We start from the raw sequence: 13,900 nt of genomic DNA on the forward strand, positions 1-13,900 counted from the left end.
GGCGGCTTTTTTCATGGTTTTTTTAGCTGTTGAGGATCTGCATGAATTCTTCTCCGGTGATGGTTTCTTTTTCGAGCAGGTATTCCGCAAGCTCGTGCAGCTTTTCAGCGTTTTCCTTGAGGATACCGACCGCCTTTTCGTGCGCCGCCTTGATGATCCGGAGCACCTCTTCATCGATCTGCGCCGCCATTTCGGGGGAGCAGGCGAGCGAAGCGTCGCCGCCAAGGTACTGATTCTGGATCGTCTCAAGCGCCATCATGTCGAATTTTTCGGTCATGCCCAGCCGCGTCACCATTGAACGGGCGAGCCGGGTGGCCTGTTCGATATCGTTTGACGCGCCGGAGGTCATCGAGTTGAAGATGAGCTCCTCGGCCGCGCGCCCACCGGTGAGAGTCGCAATCTTGTTAAGGATTTCTTCACGGGACATCAGCACCTTTTCGCCTTCATCCACCTGCATCGTGTAGCCAAGCGCGCCGGAGGTGCGCGGGATGATGGTAATCTTGTGCACTGGCGCGGAATCGGTCTGTTTGGCCGCGACGAGTGCGTGCCCGATCTCGTGGTAAGCGACGATCCGTTTTTCTTTGGGCGGGATGACCGCGCCCTTGCGCTGATAACCCGCGATAACTACCTCGACGCTTTCCTCGAGATCCGCCTGCGCGACCGCTGTACGGCCATATTTGACCGCCCGCAGCGCGGCTTCGTTCACGATATTGGCAAGCTCGGCGCCGGAAGCGCCCGCAGTCGCCAGCGCAACCGCCCGGAAATCGATATTGGGCTCCATCTGAATATCCTGTGCGTGCACCCGCAGGATCGCTTCGCGTCCCGCGAGATCGGGCAGCTCGACCGGGATGCGCCGGTCAAAGCGGCCGGGACGCAGCAGCGCCGGATCAAGCGATTCAGGACGGTTGGTGGCTGCGAGGATTACGACACCCTTACGTCCGTCAAAACCGTCCATCTCGGTGAGCAGCTGGTTAAGGGTCTGCTCGCGCTCATCGTTGCCGCCGATGGCGCCATTGTCGCGCTTTTTGCCGATCGTATCGATTTCATCGATAAAGACGATGCAGGGAGCTTTCTCCTGCGCTTGTTTAAAAAGGTCGCGCACCTTGGCGGCGCCCATGCCGACAAACATCTCAACGAACTCCGAACCGGAGATCGAGAAGAACGGGACGTTTGCTTCCCCCGCGACCGCCTTGGCAAGCAGGGTTTTGCCGGTTCCGGGAGGGCCGACGAGCAGAGCGCCTTTTGGCATCGACGCGCCGATTGCTTCGTATTTGGCGGGGTTGTGGAGGAAATCCACGATCTCTGTGAGCGCCTCCTTGGCTTCATCCTCGCCAGCCACGTCCGCGAAGGTTTTGCCGGTCTGCGCGGCGACATAGATCTTTGCGTTCGACTTGCCGAACATCATCGCGTTGCCGCCGCCCATTTTTTTCTGCATCGAACGCATCAGCATCTGCCCGATAAAGATGAACAGCAGCATCGGCAGCACCCAGGTGAGCAATGCGCTCATCAGCGGGGACAGCTCTTTCGGCACGATCTTGTCAAACTTGACGCCCGCTTCCCAGAGCCGGTCGACGATACCCGGATCGTTCCAGGCGCCGGTGGTATAGATCGTTTTGCCGCCGTCTTCCTTGGTGGTGTAGGCGATGGTCGTTGCGCTGTCGTTGAGTTCCACCGTGTCGATCTTGCCGTCGCCCAACATGGTGAGGAAGGTGCCGTAATCGACCTTTTCCACCTTTGATTCGCTCATCATCGGCATGAAGAACAGGTTGAAGAGGAGGATTCCAATCAGTACGATGCAATAATAGTATATAAATGGTTTTTTGGGAGTTTTCTGTTCCTGCATGTTTATACCTCCTGTTTCGGATGGGAAATTTCAAATTCGGTGAAGAGCTTGGACATTTTTTGGAACCCGCAAACGATCTGCGAAAGTTCCGCTTCGCTCATGCTGGAAAGCATCCGGGCGAATGCCTCTTCAAAATGCGCGTCAACCGGACGGATGATGTCTTCGCCCGATTCGGTGAGCATAACCTCGACGATGCGCTCGTCACCGGCACGCCGGGCGCGCCGGAGCAGCCCCTTTTTTTCAAGCTGCTTGCACATGGCGGAGATGTTGCCGCTTGACATGCTGAGCATCCGACCGAGCTCTCCGACGGCCTGCGGCTGATGGATACTCAGCTCCATCAGCACCCGGGCCTGCATGCCGGTCAATCCGTACGGCTCGCAGCAGCAGTTGAGAACGGTGTTCATTTTAGTGGCTGCGCTTCGGAAAAAATCGTAGAGCGCATTTTTCAGATTTGGCGTTGTCACGGCATCCCCCTCCTGAATTATCTATGATAAATAGATAATATTCTTAATAAATAATATGATCAATAGATATTTTGTGAACAGATTGTTTTATTTTTGCGAAGATCGTGGTATCATGTCAAAAAGAGGTGGTATGGATGGAAAAGATCGGCATGCCCGCGTATGCGCGCCAGGTGCTGGACCAGCTTGCGCAGGCCGGATACAAAGCGTTTGCGGTGGGCGGATGCGTGCGGGACAGCCTGCTGGGGCAGGAGCCCGCCGACTGGGATGTCACGACCTCGGCGCTGCCGGCGGAAACGATCGCGGCCTTTGCAAAAACGTGCAAGGTGATCGAAACCGGTCTGCGGCACGGCACTGTAACCGTCCTGATGGACGGCCATCCGGTGGAAATTACCACCTATCGGGTTGACGGTGCCTACTCGGACGGGCGGCATCCGGACACGGTGTCCTTTACCCGGAATCTGCGGGAGGATCTTGCGCGGCGGGATTTCACCATCAATGCCATGGCATATTCCCCCAGCAGCGGAATCGCCGACCCATTTGGCGGGCGGCAGGATCTTGCCGCCGGGCTGGTGCGGTGTGTCGGCGAACCGGACCGCCGCTTCAGGGAGGATGCGCTGCGCATCCTGCGCGCGCTGCGTTTTTCCGCTGTGCTTGGCTTTGCGATTGAGCCAAAAACTGCGAAAAGCTTGCGGGAGAACCGGGATCTGCTCTGGAAAATTGCCCGGGAACGGATTTTTGCGGAACTTTGCCGGCTCGTCTGCGGCCAAAACGCGCGGGAAGTCCTGTGGGAGTACCCGGAGGTGGTTCGCGCGGCGGCGGGCATACCGCTTGCGCCGTCAGAAGCGCTTGCAAAGCTGCCGGCTGATCCGCGTCTGCGGCTGGCGGCCGTGCTGGAGGAGCTTTCGCCAAAGGAGGCCGACGCGGTGCTATCCGGGTTCAGAAGCGACAGGGAAACCCGCCGCCTGGTACGGATGCTGCTCACCCATCGGACGGCGGATCTGCGGCCGGAACGGCCGCTCCTGCGCCGCTGGCTTGCGCGTATCGGCCCGGCGGATCTGCAAAAGCTGATCACGTTTCGCAGGGCGTATGGAGAAGCGCTCCTCAATGTGAGAAGGATGCTTGACGAGATCCTAGCGGATGGCGACTGCTTTTGCCTTGCCGGTCTCGCGGTCGATGGGAGCGACCTTGCGGCGCGCGGTTACAGCGGCAGGGAGATTGGTAAAAGTTTGGATATGCTGCTTGATTGGGTGATCGACGGCAAACTGCCAAACGAAAAAGAGGCGCTGCTCAAATCTCTTTGAGCAGCGCCTCCGTCCCTGAATCCCCCGCGATTTTTTGAAAAAATCGCGTAAAACTTTTGGAATTTTCGCCGTTACAGCAATTCCACGCCGTCTCTGGTGACACGCGCATAGATAAGGCGATGCGGCGCGGGCGGCGCGTCCGCGATCTCGACTGCGCCGAGCAGCAGCCGTTCGGCCCGCGGCAGCGCTTCGGGCCTGGCTGTGTGCAGCACCGCCAGCGTTTCGCCGGGCGCGACCGCGTCGCCGGTCTTTTTATATAGAATAAGGCCCGCACGCGGGTCGATCGGATCGTCCTTGTTTTCGCGGCCCGCGCCGAGCACAACCGAAACCTCGCCAATCTGTTCGGTCTGCATCCGGGTGATGCGGCCGCCGCGCGGCGCCTGTACGGCGTGCACAGCCGGTGATTTTGCAAACTTTTCCGTGGACTCCAGCACCGAAATGTCGCCGCCCTGCGCCGCCGCCATCGCGCAAAGTTTCTGGAAGGCTTCGCCGCCTGCGAGCGCCGCTTCCGCCGCCGCGCGGCAGGCGGCGATTTCTCCTTTCCCGGCGAGGAACAGCATATTGGAAGCAAGCTGCAGACAGACCTCAGTGAGATCCGCCGGCCCGCGTCCACGCAGGGTTTTAACCGCCTCGATCACTTCGAGGGAGTTTCCAATGGCGTGACCGAGCGGAATATCCATATCGGTGATGAGCGCCGCGGTGCGCCGGCCGTTGCGCTCCCCGATCGAGACCATTGCCTTTGCAAGCGCGATCGAATCATCCAGCGTTTTCATAAATGCGCCGGACCCGGTTTTGACGTCGAGCAGGATCGCGTCCGAACCTGCCGCCAGTTTTTTGCTCATGATCGACGAGGCGATCAGCGAAAGATTGTCCACGGTTGCGGTCACATCGCGCAGGGCATAGAGCTTTTTGTCCGCGGGCGCGATGTTGCCGGTTTGTCCGATGACCGCGAGGCCGGTTTCCCGGACGATCTCAAAGAACCGTTCACGGCTGACCGAGGTGCAAAGCCCGGGGATCGATTCGAGCTTATCGATTGTGCCGCCGGTGTGCCCCAGTCCCCGGCCGCTCATCTTCGCGACCGGCACGCCGCAGGCCGCGACAATCGGTCCTACGATGAGGGTGGTCTTGTCGCCCACGCCGCCGGTGCTGTGTTTATCCACCTTCACGCCAGGAATGGCGGAAAGATCAACCATATCGCCTGAATGCGCCATCCGGTCGGTGAGCAGGGCGGTTTCATGTTCGTCCATGCCGCGAAACCAGATCGCCATCAGCAGGGCGGACGCCTGATAGTCCGGAATGGAGCCGTTTGTGTAACCTTCGACGAACCAGCCGATCTCTTCATCGGAAAGCGGCTGTCCGCCGCGTTTTTTCAGGATGATATCATACATGCGCATTTCGCAGACCCCTCCCGGTCAAAATTTTCCGCCAGGCCCGAAGGCATGCGGCAGCAGTTCCTCCAACGTGTAAACGCGGTAATCCTCCGGGCTTTTTGCCACGATTACCGGGAAATCCGGCGGACAGAATTCGGCCAGCGCCTGCCGGCAGACCCCGCAGGGATAACAATATTCGGATTGTGCGCAGTCTGTTTTTCCGCCGGCGATAGCGATCGCGGAGAAGGAGCGTTCCCCTTCGCTGACCGCTTTGAAAAGAGCGGTGCGCTCGGCACAGCAGGTGACAGAATAGCTCGCGTTTTCCACATTGCAGCCGTGGAAGACCCGTCCATTTTTAGAAAGCAGCGCGGCGCCCACGGCAAAAGCGGAATGTGGGGAGTAGGATTTTTCCCGCGCGGCGAAGGCCTCCCTGACGAGGGTTTCCCATCCGGAGCGGAGATCCTGGGTGCCAGGCCGCAGGATGAGCCTGGCAAGCGGGGTTCCATCACAGTTTCCCGCCACGCCGAGCAGCGCGGCGGCGGTTTCACCCGCGTCCGCGAAGGTTGGCCGGGTGCCGAGGTTCACCGGCTCAATCCCACCGCCCCAGATGAGCAGCGGGACATATTCCCGGGAGTGGTCGGTCGAGGCGGTTCCGGGGTCACAGCCATGGTCGGCGGTAATCATAATGGCGTCGTCCGGGCCCATCAGGGCCATCAGTTCGCCAAGCTGCCCGTCGAAGCGGGAAAGCGCTTCTGCATAGCCGTCCGCGTTGTTGCGGTGGCCGTAGACCATATCGAAGTCGACCAGGTTTACGAAACAGAGCCCGGAAAAATCCTCCTTTGCGTGGGCGATGGTCTGTGCCATGCCGTCGTCGTTGCCTTGGGTTCGGCTGGTCCTGCTGATGCCCCGCCCGGCAAAAATATCAAAAATTTTTCCCACGCCGATGGTTTCAAGCCCTGAAGCCTGGATCGCGTCAAGTACGGTTGGGCGCGGGGGCGCGAGCGAAAAGTCGTGACGGTTGGAGGTGCGCTTATAGTTCGGGTATTTGCCTGTGAACGGCCGCGCGATGACCCGCCCGACGGCATTTTCACCGGTGAGCAGGGCGCGGGCGATTTTGCAGTATTCATAAAGCTCCGAGACTGGGATGACCGACTCATGGGCCGCGATCTGGAAAACGCTGTCCGCGCTGGTGTAGACGATGAGCGCGCCGGTCTGTTCATGCTCCTGCCCGTAATCAAGGATCACCTGGGTGCCGGAGGCAGGCCTGTTGCAAAGCACACGGCGGCCTGTCCGCCGTTCAAACTCCTGGATGAGCTCCGTGGGAAAACCGTCCGGATAGGTGGGCATCCGCTTTTGGGAGATGATGCCCGCGATTTCCCAGTGGCCGCAGGTGGTGTCTTTGCCGGCTGAAGCCTCCCGCATCCGTCCGTAGGCGCCGCGCGGCCGGCTGGCCGGCTCCCCGCAGCAAATCCCGTCAATATTGAAAAGCCCCAGTTTTTGCAGGTTGGGCACCCGCAGCTTCCCGGTCTCAAAGCAGGAACGCAGGGTGTTGCTGCCGGCGTCGCCATATTCAGCGGCGTCGGGCGCTTCTCCGATGCCAAAACTGTCCAGTACGATCAAAAAGACGCGTTTCATAGCTAGCTTCCTTTCCGGCCCGCACCCGGGCCTGGAGATATCATAAAAGTTCGGCAAATGCCAAGCGGCTTTGTGCCGTCAGACGCAAAGCCGCAGGGTGACAGATTTACTTGTCCTTTTTAAGAAGGTCGCGGATTTCGGTGAGCAGGGCGATATCCGCCGGCGGCGCGGCTGGTTCCGCGGGCTTTTCCGTCTCTTTTTTGCGGTGCAGGGAATTGATTGCCTTGACCATCACGAATACAACAAATGCGATGATCAGGAAGTTGATGATCTGGTTGAGGAAGCTGCCGTAAAGGATTGCGACCTCGGGGGTTTCACCCACAGCGGGGGAAAGCACGATCTTGAAGTCGGAGAAGTTGATCCCGCCGATGAGCCACCCGACAAACGGCATGATGACTTCCTTGACAAGCGAATTGACGATTGCGGTGAAGGCGGTGCCGATGATGACGCCGACCGCCATGTCCATGACGTTCCCACGCGAAATGAATTGTTTGAATTCTCCCCAAAATCCTTTGGCTTTGTTCTCCATTTTCTAGATCCTTCCTTTGCGATGATGTAGCGGGCGGCCGCGAAACACCGGGGGCCACCGGCGCCGATGGAGTAAGTCCCGCGCCACCCCGGCAGAGGGCCCGCTCTGCGCGGGAAGGCGGCCGCTTTTGATTTATTATAACATAAATCCGACAAAAATCCATTGCAAGAATTCACAAATCATGGGATAATAAACGCAAAGCAAGCGGCAGCTGCCGCCTGCGCCCGCCACAGACAGGCTTGGCGCGGCTTGTAGTCTATGCCAGGCAGATCCGCCGGTGTTGCCGGTTTCCTGCCCAATGGCCCATTATCCAACTGCGCGCTTCGCGCTTGTGGTATCATAGCCGCAAAGCGACTACAATACCAGTTTATGCGCAGGACGATCCGCGCCAAGAGCGCTGCCGTCCCAATGCGCAATTATACCACTGCGCGCTTGTGGTATAATGACAAAGAAGGGAAAGCAGCCCCAATGTGGGCGGTATGTGTGAGCGATATAAAAGGAGTGTGGACAACATGAAACAGCCAATGCGCGCCGAGATCACCGAACACCGGTATCTGCAGATGCTGGCGCGCCAATATCCAACGGTACAGGCGGCAAGCACGGAAATTATCAACCTGCAGGCGATCCTTAACCTGCCGAAGGGCACCGAGCATTTCATGTCGGACCTGCACGGGGAATACGAGGCATTCCTGCATATCCTCAATAATGCCTCCGGCGCGGTGCGCGAAAAGGTGGATATCCTTTTTGAAAACAGCGTCCCCAAAGACGCGCGCGATCAGCTTGCGACCCTTATTTATTATCCCGAGGAAAAGCTGGAGGAGGTGCGGGGAACGGTCAGCGACCTGACCGAATGGTATAAAATTACCCTGAACCGGCTTTTGGAAATCTGCCGGCTGGTTTCCTCCAAATACACCCGTTCCAAAGTGCGTAAGGCGCTGCCGAAGGACTATGCCTATATCATCGACGAGCTCCTCAATACCAATTATGAAATCCATAACAAAAAGGATTATTACGAGAACATCATTTCGACCATGATCGATATCGATAAAGCCGAGGATTTTATCATTGCGGTCTGCAGCGTTATCAAGACCCTTGTAGTCGACCATCTGCACATTGTGGGCGATATCTTTGACCGCGGCCCGCGCGCCGATATTGTGATGGATTCACTGATGACCCACCACTCGGTGGATATCCAGTGGGGCAACCATGATGTCTTATGGATGGGCGCCGCCACCGGCAGCCGCACCTGTATTGCGACCGTACTGGTCAATTCGATCACCTATAACAACCTCGCGGTCATCGAAACCGGCTATGGCATCAGCCTGCGGCCGCTCGCGCTCTTTGCAAACGAGGTCTACATGGATGTGGATACCGCCTGCTTTGCTACCCGCGTAACCGATTCCACCACCTACAACGCCAAGGACATTGAGCTCGGTGCGCGTATGCACAAAGCAATTTCAGTGATTCTCTTCAAGCTCGAGGGCCAAACAATCCTGCGCAATCCGGAATTCGGCATGGACGACCGGCTGCTGCTCGACAAGATCGATTATGAGAAAAAGACGGTGAAAATCGGCGGAAAGGATTACCCGCTCAGCGACACCGATTTCCCGACGGTCGACCCGGCGGACCCCTACAAGCTTTCGGATGAGGAAACCGAACTCATGGCGCAGCTGAAGGACGCGTTCCTTCGCAGCGAGAAGCTCCAGCGGCATGTTAAATTCCTCTATTCAAAGGGCGGCCTTTACAAAACCTATAACGGCAACCTCCTGTTCCATGGCTGCATCCCGATGAATCCGGACGGCACGGATATGAAGTTCAATATCGGCTGCAAGGGCCTTGGGGGCAAGGCGTTCCTCGACCACGCCGAAACGGTTGCCCGGCAGGGCTACTATGCCAAGCCGGATACCCTGGAAAAACAGTTCGGGAAGGATTTTCTGTGGTTTCTCTGGTGCGGCAGGCACTCGCCGCTCTTTGGCCGCGACCACATCACCACGTTTGAACGCAGACTGGTTCCGGATAAATCGGTTTGGGCGGAGGAGAAAAACCCGTATTACACCTATTACGAGGACCCCGAGGTCTGTATCCGGCTGCTGCGGGAATTCGGGCTGGAAGGCCCGCATTGCCACATCATCAACGGCCACGTCCCGGTCAAATCGAAGGACGGCGAGAACCCGGTCAAGGCCGGCGGCCGCCTCATCGTGATCGACGGGGGGTTCTGCCGCGCATACCAGCCTACGACCGGCATCGCGGGATATACGCTGATTTACAATTCCTGGGGTATCCGCATCGCTTCCCACGAGCCGTTCGGCGGCCGCAAGCAGGCGATCAAACAAAACACCGACATCATCTCGACATCGGTCGTGTTTGAGCGGATGGAATCCCGCATCAAGATCGCGGAGACCGATACCGGCGTGAAGCTGCAGCAGAATGTCGATGACCTCAGGCGTTTGCTGCGCGCTTTTAAAATGGGTGAAATCACCGAGGAACATGAAAAATAACCGAAAATACAAAAAAAGGGGCCGCCCGGGCGGCCCCTTTTTTGAACACATCAGAACTGTCCGGCGAGCGCTTCCACCTCGTCCATCCAGACGGTGCCCTTGACATCACCGGGATTGGTCACGCCGCAGGCCGAAACCACGCCGCAGTCCTCCCACCCGGCATAGTCGCAGATCAGCTCGTAGGTGCGGATGGCGCCTTCAAAATCGTCCTCGTCCTCCGACGCGCCGCAAAGGAGCAGGACGCACTGCTTGCCGCCGAACGCGGGCAGCTTGTCATCTTTGGTGAGCGGGTAAAAGCGGTCGATGACTGCTTTTAGCTGAGCGGAAAGACCATAAAAATAAAGCGGCGACGCAAAGACGATGATGTCCGCAAGGTTGAGCTGCGGATAAAGCTTCTGCATATCGTCCTGCTGGATGCAGGGCTTGCCGCCGGTCCAGCATTTTTCACAGGCGCGGCAGCAGCCGACCCTGAGCTGCGCGGTCTTGACAAGTGTGGCCGCATGGCCATTTTTCTGTGCGGCTTTGGCGAATGCCTCCGCCATGATGAGGCTGTTGGCGCCCGGACGCGGGCTGCCGGCGAGGATGAGAATATTTTTGCCCATGGAGAAAACGCCTCCTTTGTCAGAATGCGATGACCACGCCGCCGTCGTCGGCATACATGCTGGCCAGTCCCCGGGTGGGCATCACACAGATATCCTTAAAATTATAGAGCTTCTGCGCTTCGGCTTTGATGAAGCTGGCCTGCCGTTCGTTGTTGCAGTGGGTAATCACCAGCGTGCGGTCGGAGAAATCCTTGTGGCATTCCCCGATGAGTTCGACCAGACGGGTGAAGGCGCGCACCGAGCCGCGCGCTTTTTCAAAGAGCTTGATCTCGCCGCCCGGAGCGGTCATAATTGGGCGCAGGCTCATGGCGGACGCCACATAGCCGACAATTTTGTTCATGCGGCCGTTTTTGATGAGGTTATCAAGGCTTTCGAGGATGAAGAAGGTACGCATCCCATTGCGGAATTCGGTGACCTTTTCAACAACAGCATCGTAATCCATATGCGCCTCGATACATTCTTTAATCTTGATGCAGATCGCGATTTCTCCGGCGGTTGCCGACCAGGAGTCGAAAATATGGACCCGGTGTCCGCCCTCCTGTTCCACCATTTCCTTTGCGAGCATGGCGCTGTTGTAGCAGCCACTCAGATGGGAAGAAATCGTGGTGCAGAAAACATTTTTCGCTTTGCGGAATTTCTCCGCGAATGCCTCGGGAGACGGGCAGGCCGATTTCGGCACATGTTTGCTTTGTTTCATCGCTTTTACGAAATTTCTCACGTCGAGATGATCATCGTCAATATAGTTCACATTTTCGAGCATCATCGAAAACGGAACCGTCTCCGCGTCGAAAAATTTGATCAGGTCGTCGTCCAGTTCACAGGCGCTGTCGGTCACGAGTTTAAAATTATCCATCATTTCAATTCCCTTCATATGACGGCCGGGTGCCGCGGATGATATGTTTCAATAATAGCGCATTGCATTATAAAATGTCAATGTAAATCCATCTATTTGTGCAATCTTTCAATATTTATACAAAAGGATGCCGGAATACAGGCGTAGTCCCCGCCGGGCGATATTGACAAAGATATTGAAAAAAGGTAATATGTAAGCTGTGGCTAACAACGTGTTTTCGAATAAAATGAGCGTAGGTTAGTGGATGCTAACATACATAAGGAGAGGACCAAAATGACACTGGACCAGCTGAAGGTCGGGGGCAGCGCGGTGATCACCCGCGTCGGCGGCAGCGGCGCTTTGCGCAGGCGGCTTCTGGATATGGGGCTCACGCCCAAAACCCGGGTGATGGTGCGCAAGGTGGCGCCGATGGGAGACCCAATTGAACTGCATCTGCGCGGATATGAATTGACGCTGCGCCTGGAAGATGCGCGCGAAATCGATGTGGAGGAGGAATCTGTCCAATGATTTTTGCGTTGGCGGGCAACCAGAATTGCGGCAAAACGACCCTATTTAATCAGCTGACCGGCAGTAACCAGCATGTCGGGAACTTTCCGGGCGTAACGGTCGAACGCAAGGTCGGCGCCATCCTGCGCCGGGAACACGGCCGGCAGCGCCCGGGCCATGGCTTGCGGCGGGCGCGGGAACGGATGCGGCAGGGTCACGAGTGGAAGTATAACGGCAAGCCTGTTGAAGTGGTCGATCTGCCGGGGATCTATTCGCTTTCTCCGTATACAAACGAGGAGATTGTCACCCGCGATTTCCTCTTAAACGGGAATCCGGATGGGATCATCAATATTGTCGACGCGACCAATATCGAGCGCAACCTCTATCTGAGCATGCAGCTTATCGAGTTGGGTATCCCCATGGTGATCGCTTTAAACATGATGGACGAGGTGCGCGCCAACGGCGGCACCATCAAAATCGCGGGGTTGGCGGAGGATCTTGGCGTGCCGGTCGTGCCGATTTCAGCGGTCAAGAACGAAGGCATCGGGGAACTCATTGACACGGCGATCGCTGTCGCGGCCGCCCGGCAGAAGCCGAAACGGATGGACTTCTGCTCCGGCGCGGTGCACCGTGCGATCCACGCGACCGCCCACCTGGTCGAAGACCATGCCGAGCGGGTCGGTGTGCCGTCACGTTTTGCAGCAACCAAGCTGGTCGAGGGCGATACGCCAATGATGGAGCTTTTGCAGCTTTCTGAGAATGAAAAAGAACTGCTGGAGCACAATGTGGCCGAGATGGAGCAGGAGACCGGCACCGATCGGGAGGCCGCGCTCGCGGATATGCGCTACACCTTTATCGAATCGCTCTGCCATGACTGGGTGGTGAAATCCGGCGAGAGCAAAGAACATCTGCGCAGCCTAAAGATGGACGAGTGGCTCACTCACAAGTATTTTGCGCTGCCGATCTTTTTATGCATCATGATGCTGATCTTCTGGCTGACCTTTGGGGTGATCGGCAGTTTTCTGAGCGATCTGCTCGCGGCGGGCATCGACACGGTCACAGCGGCTGTATCCGCGGGGCTGACCGCATACGGCATCAATCCGGTGGTGCATTCGCTGGTGATCGACGGCGTGTTCGCGGGAGTAGGGAGCGTGCTTTCTTTCCTGCCGATCATCGTGGTGCTTTTTTTCTTCCTGTCGATCTTGGAGGACAGCGGCTATATGGCCCGCGTCGCCTTTGTAATGGATAAACTGCTGCGTAAAATCGGCCTTTCCGGCCGTTCGTTTGTACCGATGCTGATCGGATTCGGCTGTTCGGTGCCTGCCATTATGGCGACCCGGACGCTCGCCTCCGAACGGGACCGCCGGATGACCATCCTGCTCACGCCGTTCATGTCCTGCAGCGCAAAGCTGCCGATCTATGGCATGTTTACGGTGGCGTTCTTCCCGGAGCATCGCGCGCTGGTGATGATTGCGCTCTATATCCTTGGGATGCTGGTCGGCATATTAAGCGGGCTCATCCTGAAGAACACCGTCTTTCACGGGCAGCCGGTGCCGTTCGTCATGGAGCTGCCAAACTACCGGCTGCCGGGTGCGAAGAGCGTCTGCCTGCTTTTGTGGGACAAGGCAAAGGATTTTTTGACCCGTGCCTTCACGGTGATCTTCGTGGCGACCATTATTATTTGGTTCTTGCAGACCTTTGACACGCGGCTCAATGTCGTGGCCGCGGGCGGGGAGGCGAGCATGCTCGCTTCGATCGGACGGTTCATCGCGCCGGTATTCGCGCCGCTCGGCTTCACCGACTGGCGCGCCTCAACCGCGCTCATCACGGGATTCTCCGCCAAAGAAGCGGTGGTCAGTACGCTGGCCGTGCTCACCGGAACCAATCCCGCCTCCCTGCCGGTGGCGCTGCAGGGGATCTTCACGCCGCTCGCGGCCGGGGCGTTTCTGGTGTTCACCCTGCTTTACACCCCCTGCGTGGCCGCGATTGCTGCGGTGCGGCGGGAGCTCAACACCCGTTCTGCCATTCTGATGGCCTTTTACCAGAGCGGCATCGCATGGCTGGCGGCATTTGTATTCTATCAGCTTGCAGGACTGTTCATCCACTGAGGAGGCGTTTTTTCTTGAGTATTGGAGACTGGCTGATTTTGGGCCTTCTGGCGGCGGCGCTTTTTTTCGCGGTGCGCTACAGTATCCGCAACAAAGGAAAGTGCGGCGGATGCGCTGGTTGCCCGCATGCGGAAGGATGTACAAAAAAAGAAAAGGAGGAGCCTTAAGGCTCCTCCTTTTCTCTTTTATAGCCAGCATGCCTGCGAGTGTC

12 protein-coding genes are annotated in these 13,900 nt (G+C 57.6%); 5 read left to right on the forward strand and 7 right to left on the reverse strand.

The genetic code is table 11. The features are described 5' to 3' along the window. Positions 1 to 22 precede the first annotated feature (22 nt). Positions 23 to 1,843: an ATP-dependent zinc metalloprotease FtsH gene (ftsH, locus tag BN4275_RS09510; protein ID WP_066457295.1), complete on the reverse strand. Its 1,821-nt coding sequence runs from the start codon at positions 1,841 to 1,843 to the stop codon at positions 23 to 25. Between the two features lie 2 nt (positions 1,844 to 1,845). Continuing rightward, complete coding sequence (locus BN4275_RS09515) at positions 1,846 to 2,307, reverse strand: MarR family winged helix-turn-helix transcriptional regulator (protein WP_066457297.1); 462 nt, start codon at positions 2,305 to 2,307, stop codon at positions 1,846 to 1,848. Positions 2,308 to 2,441: 134 nt separating this feature from the next. Between BN4275_RS09515 and BN4275_RS09520 the strand changes: the two genes are divergently transcribed. Next, a complete protein-coding gene (locus BN4275_RS09520; protein WP_066457298.1) occupies positions 2,442 to 3,608 on the forward strand; it encodes a CCA tRNA nucleotidyltransferase in 1,167 nt (388 codons plus the stop codon). A gap of 71 nt (positions 3,609 to 3,679) precedes the next feature. Here BN4275_RS09520 and BN4275_RS09525 read toward each other — a convergent pair whose 3' ends face one another. The 3 genes from BN4275_RS09525 to mscL all read right to left on the reverse strand — a co-directional run bounded on the left by BN4275_RS09525 (position 3,680) and on the right by mscL (position 7,142). After that, entirely contained in the window at positions 3,680 to 5,002 is a 1,323-nt protein-coding gene (locus BN4275_RS09525; protein ID WP_066457299.1) for a thymidine phosphorylase, read from the reverse strand. A gap of 18 nt (positions 5,003 to 5,020) precedes the next feature. Then, positions 5,021 to 6,613: a phosphopentomutase gene (locus BN4275_RS09530; RefSeq protein WP_079988194.1), complete on the reverse strand. Its 1,593-nt coding sequence runs from the start codon at positions 6,611 to 6,613 to the stop codon at positions 5,021 to 5,023. Positions 6,614 to 6,719: 106 nt separating this feature from the next. Next, on the reverse strand, positions 6,720 to 7,142 hold the full coding sequence (gene mscL, locus BN4275_RS09535) for a large-conductance mechanosensitive channel protein MscL (protein WP_066457301.1): 423 nt from the start codon (positions 7,140 to 7,142) through the stop codon (positions 6,720 to 6,722). Between the two features lie 512 nt (positions 7,143 to 7,654). Between mscL and BN4275_RS09540 the strand changes: the two genes are divergently transcribed. Beyond that, the gene (locus BN4275_RS09540; protein WP_066457304.1) at positions 7,655 to 9,640 is read left to right on the forward strand and encodes a fructose-bisphosphatase class III; all 1,986 of its coding nucleotides are present in this window, start codon (positions 7,655 to 7,657) and stop codon (positions 9,638 to 9,640) included. Between the two features lie 50 nt (positions 9,641 to 9,690). Here the strand turns inward: BN4275_RS09540 and BN4275_RS09545 are convergent, their stop codons facing one another. Both BN4275_RS09545 and BN4275_RS09550 read right to left on the reverse strand, forming a co-directional pair. Continuing rightward, complete coding sequence (locus tag BN4275_RS09545) at positions 9,691 to 10,242, reverse strand: flavodoxin family protein (protein ID WP_066457307.1); 552 nt, start codon at positions 10,240 to 10,242, stop codon at positions 9,691 to 9,693. 19 nt (positions 10,243 to 10,261) lie between these two features. Then, a complete protein-coding gene (locus BN4275_RS09550) occupies positions 10,262 to 11,098 on the reverse strand; it encodes a DegV family protein (protein ID WP_158572745.1) in 837 nt (278 codons plus the stop codon). Between the two features lie 270 nt (positions 11,099 to 11,368). Between BN4275_RS09550 and BN4275_RS09555 the strand changes: the two genes are divergently transcribed. Genes BN4275_RS09555 through BN4275_RS17910 form a run of 3 tightly spaced genes read left to right on the forward strand, consistent with a single transcriptional unit; the run spans position 11,369 to position 13,856 of the window. Then, complete coding sequence (locus BN4275_RS09555) at positions 11,369 to 11,602, forward strand: FeoA family protein (protein ID WP_066457310.1); 234 nt, start codon at positions 11,369 to 11,371, stop codon at positions 11,600 to 11,602. Continuing rightward, positions 11,599 to 13,689 (forward strand): ferrous iron transport protein B, encoded by a 2,091-nt coding sequence (feoB, locus tag BN4275_RS09560; RefSeq protein WP_066457312.1) that lies wholly within the window; start codon positions 11,599 to 11,601, stop codon positions 13,687 to 13,689. The genes BN4275_RS09555 and feoB overlap by 4 nt, the downstream gene beginning before the upstream one ends. Beyond that, entirely contained in the window at positions 13,638 to 13,856 is a 219-nt protein-coding gene (locus tag BN4275_RS17910; protein ID WP_079988198.1) for a FeoB-associated Cys-rich membrane protein, read from the forward strand. Before feoB ends, BN4275_RS17910 begins: the two co-directional genes overlap by 52 nt. Positions 13,857 to 13,900: the final 44 nt, after the last annotated feature.

Source organism: Anaerotruncus rubiinfantis, from assembly GCF_900078395.1.
Classification (GTDB): domain Bacteria; phylum Bacillota; class Clostridia; order Oscillospirales; family Ruminococcaceae; genus Anaerotruncus; species Anaerotruncus rubiinfantis.

What these genes read in the sequence shown, in the direction of transcription:
- BN4275_RS09545 (WP_066457307.1), bottom strand. Translation starts at nt 10,242, where the DNA reads ATGGGCAAAAATATTCTCATCCTCGCCGGCAGCCCGCGTCCGGGCGCC.
- BN4275_RS09520 (WP_066457298.1), top strand. Translation starts at nt 2,442, where the DNA reads ATGGAAAAGATCGGCATGCCCGCGTATGCGCGCCAGGTGCTGGACCAG.
- feoB (WP_066457312.1), top strand. Translation starts at nt 11,599, where the DNA reads ATGATTTTTGCGTTGGCGGGCAACCAGAATTGCGGCAAAACGACCCTA.
- BN4275_RS09550 (WP_158572745.1), bottom strand. Translation starts at nt 11,098, where the DNA reads ATGATGGATAATTTTAAACTCGTGACCGACAGCGCCTGTGAACTGGAC.
- BN4275_RS09530 (WP_079988194.1), bottom strand. Translation starts at nt 6,613, where the DNA reads ATGAAACGCGTCTTTTTGATCGTACTGGACAGTTTTGGCATCGGAGAA.
- ftsH (WP_066457295.1), bottom strand. Translation starts at nt 1,843, where the DNA reads ATGCAGGAACAGAAAACTCCCAAAAAACCATTTATATACTATTATTGC.
- BN4275_RS09555 (WP_066457310.1), top strand. Translation starts at nt 11,369, where the DNA reads ATGACACTGGACCAGCTGAAGGTCGGGGGCAGCGCGGTGATCACCCGC.
- mscL (WP_066457301.1), bottom strand. Translation starts at nt 7,142, where the DNA reads ATGGAGAACAAAGCCAAAGGATTTTGGGGAGAATTCAAACAATTCATT.
- BN4275_RS09525 (WP_066457299.1), bottom strand. Translation starts at nt 5,002, where the DNA reads ATGCGCATGTATGATATCATCCTGAAAAAACGCGGCGGACAGCCGCTT.
- BN4275_RS17910 (WP_079988198.1), top strand. Translation starts at nt 13,638, where the DNA reads ATGGCTGGCGGCATTTGTATTCTATCAGCTTGCAGGACTGTTCATCCA.
- BN4275_RS09540 (WP_066457304.1), top strand. Translation starts at nt 7,655, where the DNA reads ATGAAACAGCCAATGCGCGCCGAGATCACCGAACACCGGTATCTGCAG.